3 protein-coding genes and 1 pseudogene are annotated in these 15118 nt (G+C 68.1%); 1 reads left to right on the top strand and 3 read right to left on the bottom strand.

Features of this window, described 5'->3' with window-relative positions:
• Positions 1-15: 15 nt before the first annotated feature.
• The 3 genes and pseudogenes from BTHE68_RS30860 to BTHE68_RS30855 form a co-directional block, all read right to left on the bottom strand.
• A complete protein-coding gene (locus BTHE68_RS30860) occupies positions 16-11652 on the bottom strand; it encodes an amino acid adenylation domain-containing protein (protein WP_502710629.1) in 11637 nt (3878 codons plus the stop codon).
• Positions 11653-11655: 3 nt separating this feature from the next.
• Positions 11656-13194: pseudogene (locus BTHE68_RS37375) on the bottom strand (amino acid adenylation domain-containing protein); the annotation flags it as partial.
• Positions 13195-13198: 4 nt separating this feature from the next.
• On the bottom strand, positions 13199-14497 hold the full coding sequence (locus BTHE68_RS30855; protein ID WP_232078335.1) for an NtaA/DmoA family FMN-dependent monooxygenase: 1299 nt from the start codon (positions 14495-14497) through the stop codon (positions 13199-13201).
• A gap of 176 nt (positions 14498-14673) precedes the next feature.
• On the opposite strand from BTHE68_RS30855, the gene BTHE68_RS30850 reads away from it, so the two are divergent.
• Entirely contained in the window at positions 14674-15033 is a 360-nt protein-coding gene (locus BTHE68_RS30850) for a DUF6072 family protein (RefSeq protein WP_162070093.1), read from the top strand.
• Positions 15034-15118 lie beyond the last annotated feature (85 nt).

The raw sequence follows: 15118 nt of genomic DNA, 5'->3' as shown, positions 1-15118 counted from the left end.
AGAGGTCGCGATAGCTCATTCACTGTGTCTCACCCGATTGGCAAATAGATCACGAATGACCGGTCCGATGACCGCGAGCGCGTCGGCCCGCAGCATGTGGTCGTGTTCAAAGGGCACATCGATCACGTTGAGCGCGCCACGGGCGCTCGCCCGCCATGCGCCCAACGAGGATTCGTTAGTGAGGGTAGCGGTGGCGCGCATGAAAGTCATCGGCGCGCTGAGCGGCGCGGGCCGGAACGACGCGGCAAGTGTCGCATGACAGGCCGTCACCTCGACCAGCGCCGGCAACGCGCTTTGCGGAATGTGCGCGAGCGGGCTTTCGATCGCGCGCATATGCTCCATCACGCGGTCCCATTGCAGCGCGCCGTGCGACGCCTCGCTGAACGGATAGCCGATCATCGCGAGGACATTGCCCAGATGCGTGGCCGGCGCGAGCGTTTCGTGCCGCAGGCCGCGCGGCAGATGGCTGTCGAGCAGCACGACATGCGCGACGGTTTCGCCCTGCGCTTCGAGGCTCGTCGCGATCTGATGCGCGACCAGCCCGCCGAACGACCATCCCATCAGCCGATACGGACCGCGCGGCTGAAGCGTGCGGATATGCGCGATATAGCGGTCGGCGAGCCCGGCGACCGAAGGCGGCGCGGCCTCGCCGATCAGCATCGGCGATTGCAGGCCGTATAGCGGAACATCGACGCCAATATGTGGAATGAGCGTCGCATAGCACCAGCTCAGGCCGTAGCCGGGATGCACGCAGAAGAGCGGCGCGGCGGCGCTCGCATGCTGCAGCGGCAAGAGGGACGCGAGCGCATCCGGCGCGTAACGATGCCGCATCTGCTCGCCGAGCTGCGCGACGGTCGGCGCTTCGAACAGCATGCGGATGCCGACGTCCACGCCCATCCGGTCGCGGATGCGGTTGACGAGGCGCGCCGCGCGCAGCGAATGGCCGCCCAGCGCGAAGAAGTTGTCGTCGATCGATACGGCGTCGCGTTCCAGCGTATCCGCGAAGAGCTGCGCCAGTTCCGCTTCGCGCGCGTTGCGCGGCGGGTGGAAGCGTTGCGGCGCGCGCGCCGGAGCCGGCAGCGCGGCACGGTCGAGCTTGCCGTTCAGCGTCACGGGCAGCCGGTCGAGCGTCGTGAAGATCGCGGGAATCATGTAGTCGGGCAGACTGCCGACGAGCGCGGCGCGCACGCGGGCTTCGTCGTAATCCGCGCCGGCGACGAGATAGGCGGCCAGTTGCCCGTCGATCAGCGCAACCGCGCAGTCACGCACCGATGGCTGCGCGCGCAGCGCGGCTTCGGTCTCGCCGATCTCGACGCGAAAGCCCCGTATCTTCACCTGATGATCGGAACGGCCGAGAAATTCCAGCTCGCCATCGGCGGACCAGCGCGCCAGATCGCCGGTTCGATACATGCGCTCGCCCGGCGCGCCGTATGGGTCCGCGACGAAGCGCTCGCCGGTCAGATCGGCCCTGCCGAGATAGCCGCGTGCGAGTCCCCGGCCCGCGATGTACAGATCGCCGGCCGTTCCCGGCGGGCAGCGGCCCAGCCAGCGATCGAGCACGTACGCGCGCGTATTCCACAGCGGCCGTCCGATGACCGGTCCCGGGCTTTGCACCGCGAGTTGCGCCGATGTCGACCAGATCGTGGTTTCGGTCGGTCCATAGACATCGATCACGCGTTGGGCGTGCGCGTGAAGCCGTTCGGCGAGGGGCGCGGAGAGCGCTTCGCCACCTGTGAGCGCGAGCGTGAAGTCCGCATGCTGCATGTCCTCCATTTCGCGCAGCAGCGCGTCCCAGAGCGTCGGGGTCGCCTGCATCACGTTGGCGCGCGATGAACCGGCGAGACGCGCGAGCCGGCGCGGATCCTTGACGTCGTCGGACGAGGCCAGCACGATCGTCGCGCCCGCGAGCAGCGGACCGAGCAATTCGAGACAGGCGATGTCGAAGCCCAGCGTCGTCACCGCGAGCAGGCGGTCGCCAGCCTTCAGGCTCATGCGGTCCTGCATCGCTGCGAGCAGGTTTGCCAACCCGCTGCGCGACACCGCGACGCCCTTCGGCGTGCCGGTGGAACCGGATGTGTAGATCACATAGGCCAGATGTTCCGCGCGGGAAGCGGACGCGACAGGGTGTCCATCGACCTCATGCGCAGGCAAGCTTTCGACTACCAGCGCGGGCTTCGCATCGGCGAGCATGGCCGCGATGCGCGCCTGCGGATAAGTCGGATCGATCGGCAGGAAGGCCGCGCCGCTCTTCAGCACGCCGAGCACGGCCACTACGATGTCGGGCGTGCGCGGCAGGGTCAGCGCGACCAGATCGTCCGGCCCGATGCCGCGTGCGATCAATGCCTGCGCGAAACGGTCGGAGCGCCGTTCGATGTCGGCGTAAGTCCAGTGCTCGTCGCCCTGCATGACCGCGATGGCGTGCGGCGCGCGGCGTACCTGCCGCGCAAACTGCGTAGCGACATCCGCTTCGGGAATCGCGCGCGCCGTCCGGTTCCACGCGTCCAGCCGTTCGGCTTCGGCGGGCGCGAGCAGATCGCGGGCGATGATCGCGGCATCCGGCGCCGTCGTGACGTGCTCCAGCACGCGCACGAATCTTTCCAGCAGCGTGTGCGTCGCGTCGGCATCGAACTGGCTGGTCCGGCAGTCGAGACGCAGCGTCATGCGCCTGCCCGGAATCGCGACGAGCGTCACCGGATAATGCGTGCCGTCGTATCCGTCGATGCCCGCGATCGCGAGTTCATCGGCGGAATCGGTGGCGCGGATGGCATCCATCGGATAGTTCTCGACGATCAGCAGCGAATCGAACAGCTCGCCGTGTCCGGACGCCTCCAGAATGTCCGTCAGGCCGAGATGCTGATGCGGCAAGCGGTCCGCATGGGCCGCCTGCATGCGCCGGAACAGCGCCGTCCAGCGCTCGCCCGGATCGAGCGTGACGCGCAGCGGCAACGTATTGATGAACAGGCCGACGCGGCGCTCGACCTCGGGCAGCTCGGCGGGACGGCCCGACACCGTGACGCCGAACACGATGTCCGCGCGTCCCGTGAGCCGCGCGAGCAGCACGGCCCAGCAACCTTGCAGGATCGTGCTGGACGTAGCATCGAGGCGCTGCGCCAGCGCGGCGAGCCGGCTGGTCAGAGACTCGGGCAATTCGATGCGGGCGGTACGCACATCCGGTGCATGCGAACCCGTTTCGGGGCGGCTCAGCCGTGTCGGTCCGTCCAGCCCGCGCAGCGCTTCGCGCCATGCCGCGCGCGCAGCCGCCTTGTCCTGACGCGTCAGCCATGCGTGCTGGTCGCGCAACGGAAGACCGCCTTTGAGCGGATCGCCCGCATATAGCGACATCAGTTCGGACACCAGAATCGGCATCGACCAGCCGTCCAGCAGCAGATGATGATTGCTCATGACCAGCCGATGCCGCCGTGGCCCGGTCCGGACGAGCGCGAAACGCAGCAGCGGCGCGCGCGTCAGATCGAAGCGGCGCTCGCGCTCGGACGCGAGCACGGCCGACAGCGCCCCGGCGACGTCATCCGCGCCGGACACATCCGTCTCGCGCCACGGCGCGCTCACCGCATCGGCGATCACCTGGACGGGCCGGCCGCCCACCGTGCGAATGCTGACGCGCAACGCTTCGTGACGCGCCAGCAGCGCATCCGCCGCGGCCCGCAGACGCGCGGCGTCGACGCGTCCTTCGAGCGCAAGCGAAATCTGCGCGATATAGGGATCGGGGCCGGACGCATCGTAGAGGGAATGGAACAGCAGTCCTTCCTGCAAGGGCAGAAGCGGCAGGATGTCCTGCGCGCCGGGCGCGGCGGCCTCGATCGCATCGATCTCGGCTTGCGTGAGGGCGACGCCGATATCGGACGGCGTCAGTCCCCCGGTTTCGATTCGGGCGATGGCGCGCAACGCGTCGAACCAGCGCCGGGCCAGTTCGCGGATGGAGGTCTCGTCGAACACGCGGCTGGCGAAGGTCCAGTGCGCGTGCAGGCGCGCGCCCTCGTCGCTGTCGACGACTTGCGCATCCAGCGCGATCGCATGGGACAAGGGCGCATCGGCGTCGTCGCCGCCTTCGAGCGACAGGCCGCCGATCGAAGTCCACGCGTCGCCCGAGCGGCCGAAGCGGCCCAGATAGTTGAATGACAGCTGCGCGTGCGCGCCTTGCAGTTCCGCCGCTGTGCGCGCATTGAGATAGCGCAGCATGCCGTAGCCGATGCCGTGGTCGGGCAGCGCGCGCAACGCTTCCTTGACTCGCTTCACCAGCGCCGCGCCGGGCTCGACGCCGTCGAGATCGATCCGCACGGGATGCAGGCTCGTGAACCATCCCACCGTCTGCGACAGATCGAGCCCGCTTTCGCCCGGCTCGCGGCCGTGCCCTTCGAGATCGAGCAGGACCGGGCGCGTATCGTCGCGCCATCCGGACACGGCGAGCGCGTAGCCGGCGAGCAGCACGTCGTTGACGCCTCCACGGAACAGCGCGGGCACGCTGCCGAGCAGACGCGATGTCGTCGCGGCGTCGAGCACCGAGCTCACGCGGCGCGCGGTCGCGAGTGTGTCGGTGCGCTCGAGCGGGCGGCCGCCGAGCGGTGTATCGGGCGCGGCCAGGATCCATCGCCAGCGCGCGAGTTCGGCGACGCGCCGCGCGCTATGTGCGTCGTCGTGGAGATGGCGCGCCCAGCCGCGAAAGGACGTCGGCACTGGCGGCAGCGCGGGCGGCTCGCCTTGCGCGGCGAGTGCGTAGGCCTGCGCCAGATCGTCGAGCAGGATGCGCCACGACACGCCATCCACGACGAAATGATGGATCGTGAGCAGAAGCAAGCCCGCCGCCGCGCCCCGGTCGAACCACACTGCGCGCAACACGCGGCCCTGCTGCGGCGCGAGCCATCGTTCGGACGCCTGTTGCTCGCGGGCGATGTGTCGATCGATATCGGCATCGGTCCAGGCGCGCGCGTCGATTCGATACAACGGGGTTTGCGCATCGGCGGCGGGCGCGGCCGTATCGAGTTCTCCGTCGATGAAGCGCGCCCGCAGCAGCGCATGCCGCGCGATCACTGCCTGCAACGCTTCTGCGAGCGGTGCTTGTCGCGCATCGTTCGGCAAGGCCACGCGCATCGACTGACTGAATGCGTCGATCGGACCGCCGCGCGCCATCAGCCAACGCATGATGGGCGTGGCGGGCACGCGGCCGGCTGTGTCCTCCGTGGCTTTCAGGACCTCCGGAACCGCACCGGCGACCCGCGCCAGCGCGGCCGGCGTCTTGTGCCGGAACACATGCGCCGGGCTCAGATCGAGTCCGGCGGCACGCGCGCGGCTCACGAAGCGGATCGACGAAATGCTGTCGCCGCCCAGCGCGAAAAAGCTGTCGTCGGGCTGCACGTCCTCGCGTCCGAGCACTTCGCCGAAAAGACGTGCGATCAGCGCTTCCCGCTCCGTCGCCGGGACGCGCCGCAGCGAGGACGCCGCGCGCGACGGCGCAGGCAACGCGCGGCGATCGAGCTTGCCGTTGGGCGTGAGCGGCAGCGCGTCGAGCACGACGAAGGCCGACGGCGTCATGTACTCGGGCAGACGGCTCGCCACGGCTGCGCGTAGCGCTGGTTCGTCGACCGCCGATGCCGGCACGACATAAGCGATGAGCTGCCGCTCGCGCACGGCCACGGCGCATGCGCGCACGCCCTCGTGTTCCATCAGCGCCGCTTCGATCTCGCCCGGCTCGATGCGAAAGCCGCGCAACTTCACTTGCTGATCGACGCGGCCAAGAAATTCGAGTTGTCCATCGGCACGCCAGCGCGCGAGATCGCCGGTTCGGTACAGTCGCGTGCCGGCAGCGCCGAACGGATTGGCGACGAAGCGTTCGGCCGTCAGATCGGGCCGCCCAAAATAGCCGCGCGCCAGCCCCGCGCCGGCGACGTAGATTTCACCGGTCACGCCCGCGCCGCACGGTCGCAGGCAGGCATCGAGCACATGAATCTGGCTGTTCCAGACGGGCCGTCCGATCGGCGGCGCGACCGGGCCGGCGAGGTCGTCGCTCATGGTCGCGCAGACGGTGACTTCGGTCGGTCCGTATGCGTTGATGAGGCGCCGCCCGTTCGACCATCGTCCGGCCGTGTCGGGCGTGATGGCTTCGCCCGCCGTGACGATCGTGCACGCGGCGGGAATCGTGGCGGGGTCCATCGCCGCGAGCAGCGCGGGCGGCAACGTCACGCAGGTGATTTCCTCCCCGCGGATCAGCCCGGCGAGCCGTTCCGCAGACATCAACGCCGGATCGGCCAGCACGAGCCGCGCGCCGCGCAGCAGCGTGACGAGCACTTCGGACACGGCGGCATCGAACGAAAGCGACGCGAACTGCAGCACGCGCGATGCCGCCGTGATGCCGAAGCGCGCGGCCTGCGCGCCGACCAGACTCGCGATGCCGGCGCGCGTCACCACGACGCCCTTCGGCCTGCCGCTGGAGCCCGACGTATAGACGACATAGGCCGGATGGCCGGGCGCGACAACGCGCGACGGCGCGCCGGTCGGCCAGTTCGCGAGCGATGGCAAGGCCGCGAGCGTACGCGCGGGCCGTGCATCGGCGAGCATCGCGTCGATGCGCGCCTGCGGATAGTGCGGATCGACCGGCAGATACGCGCCGCCGCTTTTGAGCACGCCGAGCATCGCGACCACCATGTCGGGCGTGCGCTGCATGGTCAGGGCGACGATGCGCTCCGGGCCGATGCCATGCTCCACGAGCCAATGCGCCAGCGCGTTCGAGCGCGCTTCGAGTTCGCGGTACGTCAGCCGCTCGCCGCCCTGCATCACGGCGATGGCGTCCGGCGTGCGCGCAGCCTGCGCGCTGAAGAGCGTCGCGACATCGGCTTCGGCGACGGGATGCGCGGTCGCGTTCCAGTGGCGGAGCTCATCGTGTTCGTCGCGCGACAGCAGATCGATGCGTCCAACCAGACTGTCAGGCTGCGTGGCCATCGTCCGCAGAATCTGCATGAGCGTGGCGAGCAGCCGCCGCGCGTCGTCGCCGGAAACCAGCTCCGCGCGATGATCGATCCGCACCTCCAGTTCGCGTCCCGGCGTGACCATCACACTTACCGGATAGTGCGTCGTGTCGTTGATGGTCATGCCCGTCAGCGCGGCGCCGTCGATCTCGGCATGCGTGTGCGCGGCAGGATAGTTCTCGAACACCATCAGCGTGTCGAACAGTTCGCCGTGCCCGACGAGCGCCTGAACCTCCGTCAATCCGACATGCTGATGCGGCAGCAGCGCCGACTGGTCGCGCTGGATGCGTTCGAGCAACTGCGCGATGGTTTCGTCGGCGCGCAGTGTCGCACGCAGCGGCAGCGTGTTGATGAACAGTCCGACGCGCCGCTCGACATCCTGTAGCTCGGCCGGCCGGCCGGCCGCCGTGACGCCGAAAACGATATCGTCCCGCGCGGTCCGGTGGCCGAGCAGGATCGCCCACGCGCCCTGCGCGAAAGTCGCCAGCGTCAGGCCGAGATGACGCGCGCAGTCTTGCAGGCACAGCGTCGTGTCCGCATCCAGTGTGCCGGTGACGGACTGCTGCCGCGCGGCATGCAGGCCGGGATCGGCGCTCGCGACGAGACGCGTGGGGCCGTCCAGCCCGGCCAACGCCGCGTGCCATGCCTTGCGCGCGCTGTCGCGATCCTGCTTCGCCAGCCACACGAACTGATCGCGCAACGGCGGCGCGAGGCCGAGCGGCTCGCCCGCGTATGCCTGCATCAATTCCGACACCATGACGGGCATCGACCAGCCATCGATCAAAAGATGGTGCAGGCTCAGCACCAGCCGATGACGGCCGTCGCCGAGCCGCAGCAAGGCGGCGCGCTGCAAGGGCGCGGCAGTCAGATCGAAGCGCCGTTCGCGGTCTTGCGCAAGCCAGTCCGCGAGCGCTTCATGTCGATCGACGTCGCGCCACGGTGTGGAGACGGCACTGTGCAACGCCTGCACGACACGCCCGTCGACGGTATGGAAACTGACCCGCAACGCTTCGTGCCGCTCGACCAGCCGGTCGATGGCGGCGCGCAGCCTGTCCCGGTCCAGCTTGCCGTCGAAGTCGAGCACCAGTTGCACGATGTACGGGTCGGGGCCGGAGGCATCGAACATCGCGTGGAACAACAGGCCTTCCTGCAATGGCGCGAGCGGCAGAATCTCCGTCGCGGCGGGAATCTCGGCTCGCAGCGCCGCGACGACCGCCGCAGGCACGCCCGGCCACGAAGCGTCGGCGGGCTGCGGCTCGGCGTCTGGATCGCGCGCGACGACGGCGAGCGCTGCCGGGGTCTTTTCGCGAAAGACGTCGGCTGGCGTCAGCACCAGCCCCGCCTTGCGCGCGCGGCTGACGAGCTGGATCGACAGAATGCTGTCGCCGCCCAGCGCGAAGAAGCCATCGTCCGCTCCGACCGATGCGAGGCCGAGCACTTCGGCGAACAGCTTCGTCAGCGTCGCTTCGCGTGGGCTCGCGGGCTGGCGCGTCGCGGACGGTCGCGCCTGGAACGCGGGCAACGCCTTGCGGTCGAGCTTGCCGTTGCGCGTGATCGGCAGCCTGTCGAGCCGGACGAAGCCGACCGGCATCATGTAGTCGGGCAGACGCTGGCGGAGCGCCGCGCGCACGCGGCTTTCGTCGTAATGCCCGTCCGCGACGACATAAGCGATCAGGCGGCTGGCCGCGCCGTCCTGCTGCGCCAGCACTGCGCAGGCCCGGATCGCAGGCTGCTCGGACAGCGCGGTTTCGATTTCACCCGGCTCGACGCGCAGTCCGCGCACTTTCACCTGCTGATCGGCGCGGCCCGCGAACTCAAGTTCTCCCGCTTCGTTCCAGCGCGCGAGATCGCCCGTGCGGTACATGCGCGCGCCGGGCGCGCCGTAAGGATCGGCGACGAAGCGTTCCGCCGTGATGCCCGTCAGACCGACATAACCGCGCGCGAGGACATCGCCTGCGATGTACAGATCGCCCGCGACGCCGATCGGGCAGACGTTCAGGAAGTCATCGAGCACATGAATCCGCGCCGATGCGCGCGGCGCGCCGATCGGGACCGGATGCCGCAGCCGCCGGTCCGGCCTTGCCCGAAAACTCGTGACGAACACGCTGGTCTCGGTCGGGCCATAGCAGTTCAGGAGCGTTATGTTCGGGAAACGCCGCAGCACGCGCTGAAAGCTCGCGACCGACGCCGTGTCGCCGCCGGTCAGGATCGTGCGCAGTCCGCGGAGGCATTCCAGATCTTCCGTGACCAGCAGATTGAAGAGGCTCGTCGTCAGGAGAAGATTGCCTGCGCCGTGCGTGGCGATTTCGCGGCGCAGGTCGGCGGGCGTCAACTGCTCGCACGTGGCCACGACCAGTTCGTCGCCGCGCAACAGGGCGCTCCAGATTTCGTAGCTGCTGGCGTCGAACGCATAGGAGGACTGGAACAGCACGCACTGCGGCGGGAAGTCCAGCAGATCCATCGCCATGTCGACGAGACCGCCGTGCGTCAGCTCGATGCCCTTGGGCTGCCCGGACGAACCGGACGTATACATGATGTTGACGAGTGACTGCGGCGGGATGTCGATATCGACGGGCCGGTCGTCGCCTTCATCGAGCATCGTGGAATCGATACGCAGCGCGGCCACGGGCCAATCGACGGCGCTGGAACCGGCGTCGTGCAGGACCAGTGCCGTGTGCGTGTCGTCCAGCATGCGCTGGCGGCGCTCGGGCGGCTGGCCGCGATAGAGCGGCAGATAGCACCCGCCCGCCTTCACGATGGCGAGCGTCGCGACGATCAGTTCCAGCGAACGCGCCATGTCGACCGCAACGCGCGCCTCGCGCGCGACGCCATGCGCTCGCAGCCGATGGGCCAGCCGGTTCGACATCCGGTCGAGTTCGCGATACGTCAGCGCGCGCCCGCCGCTGCCGCCGCTACGCAGGGCGATGGCGTCGGGCTGCCGCTCGACGATCTGCGCGAACCGTTGCGGGATCGACTGCGCGTCCCGTCGACGCTGCGGCGACGGCACGCCGAACGCGAGCGTCGCCGCGCGTTCATCGGCGGCGAGCACGGCATGTCGGCCGATGCTCGCGTCGGGATCGGCGATGGCCTGATCGAGCAGACGCTGAAACGCGGACGCCATGCGGCGCGCCGTCGCCGGATCGAACAGCTCGGCAGCGAATTCGAGACTGCCTTCGATGACGCCGTACGCGTCGTCGCCGCTGCCGCGCGCAACGAGTTCGAACGCGAGATCGAACTTCGCCGCCGCATTGCCGATGACGCGGGGAAGCGCGCTCACGCCTGGCAGCGCGAGTGGCGCGTCAGCGCCGTATTCGAGCGTCAGCGCAACCTGAAACAGCGGATGGCGCGCGACGCTGCGCTCGGGATTGAGCGTCTCCACGATGCTCGAAAACGGCACTTCCTGATGGGCGTAGGCGGCGAGATCGGCTGCGCGCACGCGCGCGAGCAGCTCGCGGAAGGTGGGACGACCGCTGGCATCGACGCGCAGCACCAGGCTGTTCACGAAGTAGCCGATGACGTCCTTGAGTTGCTCGTCGAAGCGCCCCTCGCACGGCGTGCCGATGAACACGTCGGTGCCAGCGCCGAAGCGCCGCAACACGGCAACCAGCGCGCTCTGCAAGACCATGAAGAGCGTGGCGTGGTGAGCCTGCGCAAAGTGCGCCGCGCGGCGATGCAAGTCCGGCTCGATGCGAAACGCGATACGCTCGGCGCGGCCTGATCCGTCGGTGGGTCGCGCGCGTACGCGCGGCAGCGGTAATTCATCCGGCAGGTCGGCCAGCGCATCGCGCCAGTAGGCGAGTTGCCGGTGCGCAAGACTGCCGGTTTCATCGGACGGGCCGAGCAGCGTGCGCTGCCACTGCGCGAAATCGGCGTACTGCACCGGCAGCGGCGTCCAGTCCGGTTGCGCGCCTTCGCGCCGCGCCGCATAGGCCGTCGACAGATCGCGCAGAAAGGGCGCAAGCGATGCGCCATCGAACGCGATGTGATGGAAACTGAACACCAGCACGGCGCGATCGTGCGCCCAGCGCAGCAAGCGCGCCCTGAAGGGTATCTGGCTTGCCAGGTCGAATGGCGTGCCGGCTTCGGCGGCGATATGGCGATCGAGTTCGGCAGGCGTCGAGTCGGTGACGGCGAGCAGATCATCGAACTCATCGGCGGGCACGAGATGCGGGACCACGCCATGCTCCGCATCGCGAAAAAGCGTGCGCAGGCTCTCGTGACGCGTGACGATGTCGAGCAGCGCGAGGCGCAGCGCGTGCAAGTCGCACGATCCCGTCAGATCGAAGGCGTAAGGCAGATTGTAGGCGGCGTCGCCGCGTCCCAGCCGCGCGAGAAACCACAGTCCCTGCTGACCCGCCGACACGCAAGCGTGCGCGCCCGAGCCCGCCGCCGACAAGCGCGGGCGACGCGCACCGCCGCCTGCGAGCAAAGCCGCGAGCCGCTCGACGGTCGGCGCGCTGAATACATCGCTGACGCTTGCATCGACTTTCAGTACGGCGCGGATCCGGTTCGCCAACTGAGCGGCAAGCAGCGAATGGCCGCCGGATGCGAAGAAATCATCGTGGATGCCTACGGCGTCCAGCCGCAATACGTCGGCGAACAGGCGCGCAAGTTCGATCTCGACGGGCGTCCGGGCTGCGGTGCGTCCAGCAGTATCGCGCCGCGTTTTGGGCAAAGCGGCCCGATCGAGCTTGCCATTGGGAAGCAGCGGCAGCGCCGGCAGCGCAACGAAGGACGACGGCACCATGTAATCCGGCATCCGTCGCGCCAGCGCGTCGCGCACGGTGGCTTCTTCATATCCGGACGCGGGCACGACATAAGCAACGAGCCGCTCATTCTCCTGCAAGGCGACGGCCGCCGCCGCAACCTGCTTGTGCGCGAGCAGCGCCGCCTCGATCTCGCCGGGCTCGACCCGGAAGCCGCGAATCTTGACTTGCCGGTCCGCGCGGCCGAGATAGTCGATCTCGCCGTCGCCGCGCCGCCGCGCGCGATCGCCCGTGCGATACATCCGCGAGCCGGGCGGACCATGTGGATCGGCGAGAAAACGCTCCGCCGTCAGGCCGGGTTGTCCGAGATAGCCTCGCGCCAGTCCCGCGCCGGCGAGGTAGAGTTCGCCGGGCTCGCCGTCGGGGCAGGGCCGCAGGCTTTCGTCGAGCACGTAAGCCGAGGTGTTCCAGAGCGCGTGGCCGATCGGCGCGCCGTTCTGCATCGTAGCGACGGCGTGCAGGCTGTCGCCGCTCGCTTCCGACGAGCCGTAGAAATTCACCAGACACGCGTCCGGCACGCGCGCCGCGAAGCGCGCGGCCAACGCGGGCGGCAGCGGCTCGCCGCTGCATATCCAGAGCGGGCATTGGTTCAGCGCGGCGTGATCGGGCTGATCGAGCAGGGCGGCGAGCAGGCTCGGCACGATCGTGATGCGCCCGATGCCCAGACGCGCGATCTCGGCTGCCAGCAGCGCCGGGTCGCGGGCGACTTGCGGATCGGCAAGCGCGACGGTCGCGCCGGCGATCAGCGGCGCGAGGAGTTCCGTGGCGCCGTCGATAAAGCTCATCGAACTCTTGGCGAGCACCGTCTCGCCGGGCGCGAACGGATACGTCGCGGCAATCCAGCACAGGCGGTTCACCAGACCGGCGTGCAGGCCGACCACACCCTTGGGCCTGCCCGTGGAACCCGATGTGTAGATGACGTAGGCCGCATCGAGCGGCCGCGCACGCGCGCCGCCGCGAACGGCGGTTTCCCCTTCGGCGCACTGTTCGTTGCCGGGCAGGTCGACCAGATGCAGTATCGGTATGTCCTGCACGGCATCGGCCAGTTCGGCGGCGAGCGCGGTGCTGGTCAGCACGCACGACGGGCGCGCGTCGCGGGACATGAAGGCGAGCCGCTCGGCGGGATACGCGGGGTCGAGCGGCAGATAGGCCGCGCCGCTTCCGAGCACGCCGAGAATGGCCATCACCATGTCGAACGACCGCGGCAGCGCGATCGCGACGATGTCGCCTGGCCCGAGTCCGCGCGACATGAGCTGATCGGCGAGCCGGTTCGCACGCACGTTCAGTTCGGCATAGGTCATCTGCCGGGCGCCTTGCACCAGTGCCAAGGCGGTCGGCGTGCGCGCGGCCTGCCGCTCCAGCAGGTCGCACACGGTCAGCGTGGCCAAACCGTCGGCGGACCAGCGCGCAGCGTCGTGGCCGCCTCCGATCTGATCGGTCAATGCGTCCATTCCGTCAGTGATCCTGATGATGACTGGCTACGAGTCCGCGCGCGCGCAACTCGGGAATGACTGCGCGGCCGAATTCCTCGAAGGTGCCCGGGAAATGCGTCGGCGTGATGACGAAGCCGTCGCAGCAGTCTTCGAACAAGGCTTGCAGTTGATCGGCGATGTCAACCACCGTGCCGACGAGACGCGGCGTGCCCGTGCTGCCCGACAGCGCGATGGCGGCCTCGTCGACGCTGACGTCCGGCCTCGTGTCGAGCAGCTTCGCGAGCCACGCCAGCGTGCCGCCTGCGTCGACCGCGGGCCGCCTGTGCTGGCTTTCGAGAATCGGCTGCAGCGGCGCATCACCGGACACGTCTGACAGATCGAGGCCCAGCATCGCGGCCAGATAGCTTCTCGCCGCGTCCGGCGCGACGAGCGTGTCGAGATGCGCGGCGCGAGCCTCGGCGATATCGCGCGTTTCACCGATCACGGGCTGCACGGCGGCCATCAGGCGGATGTCCTGCGGCGAGCGGCCCATGCGCGCGGCGCGCGCCCGGACGTCGTCACGCAACTCGCGCATGGCGGCGGGCTCGTTCTGGATGGCGAAGATGACTTCCGCCCAGCGCGCCGCGAAGTCCCGGCCTCGGGGCGACACGCCGGCGGCCATCAGCGTCGGATTTCCCCGATAAGGCAAGGTCAACGGGCCGCGTATGTCGAAGTGACGGCCTTTGTGATCGATCTGACGGATCTTGTCGGCGCGGGCATAGACGCCCGATTTTTTGTCGGCGACGAGCGCGCCTTCATCCCACGAAGACCAGAGGTCGTTACAGACCGTCAGCACTTCTTCGGCGCGCTCATACAGATCGCTGTGATCGAGCGATGTCAGATGCGCGAAGTTGATGGCATTGCTCGCTCCCGCCGAAGTCACGATATTCCATGCCATGCGGCCATGACTGAAATGATTCAGTGTACTAAGCGTTCTGGCGAGATGATACGGTTCCATGAAGGTGGTCGACAGCGTGACCGTGAACCTGAGTCGCCGTGTTACGCCGATCATCGGTGAAACGAGCAGCGCGGGATCGTGACGGAGCGCGCCGCTCGCGCCACGGCTCGTCATCGTTTGCCAGACGCCGTCATCGCCCATTGGAACGGCGAGCGACTCCGGCACGAAAGCATAGTCGTAGCCGTAGCGATCGAGGCTGCGAGCGAGGTTTTCGTAGAGCTCGCGATCGCAGAAATCGGTTTCGCTATAGGGATGGCGCCACATTGCGCCGAAGTGGCTACCCGGAGTAAGCACATACGCCGAAAGAAGCATGTGCCGGCGCATCACGACACGGCTCCGGTTGCCGTGTCACACATTTGCGATGCCTTTATGCGATCATTTCCACCAGGGATCATGACGACCATGCGACACCACCTTTTTACTGGTAGTCACCAGAATTTCTGCGTATATTGTTCTAGTGTGATTGAAGTTGTCAATTAAGTTTCCCTGAGGGTAATGACATGAAAGACAACATTGCAGTCGCCGAAACTCCTCATACGGAAAAAATTACAAGCGACACGCCCGCTGTGGTCCGCAGCACGAGTCCGGCCACCAATGGCGTCAAGCTCGTGGGTGAAGCATTCGTTCCCGGCGCGAGTCTGTTGATGGATGGAAACGTCGTCAACGGGGCCGCGCATGTCGCCGCTGGCATCGGCATCAAGATGCTGTTCGGGCCGGTGGGTCTGCTGCTCGCAGCGGCCGATTCCTACTCGAAATCGGTGACCGACAAATACCTGTGGAATCACGTCAGCGATCTGGTCGACAAGGCCAAGGAAACCCGCAAGGCGAGAGCAGAGGCGGCACGTCCGCCGGTGGAATGAAGCCCGCCTGATTCACTGCCGGAAACACCACAAGCATCACTGAGCATTTTTCCTTCAGATGCGCTCGAAGCAGTCCATACGCGCG

The sequence above is a fragment of the Burkholderia sp. THE68 genome (assembly GCF_009938265.1).
Taxonomy (GTDB): domain Bacteria; phylum Pseudomonadota; class Gammaproteobacteria; order Burkholderiales; family Burkholderiaceae; genus Caballeronia.
The sequence above is the reverse complement of the archived record's forward strand: the minus strand, read 5'-3'. Positions and strand labels throughout refer to the sequence as shown.

What these genes read in the sequence shown, in the direction of transcription:
- BTHE68_RS30855 (WP_232078335.1), bottom strand. Translation starts at nt 14,497, where the DNA reads ATGCGCCGGCACATGCTTCTTTCGGCGTATGTGCTTACTCCGGGTAGC.
- BTHE68_RS30850 (WP_162070093.1), top strand. Translation starts at nt 14,674, where the DNA reads ATGAAAGACAACATTGCAGTCGCCGAAACTCCTCATACGGAAAAAATT.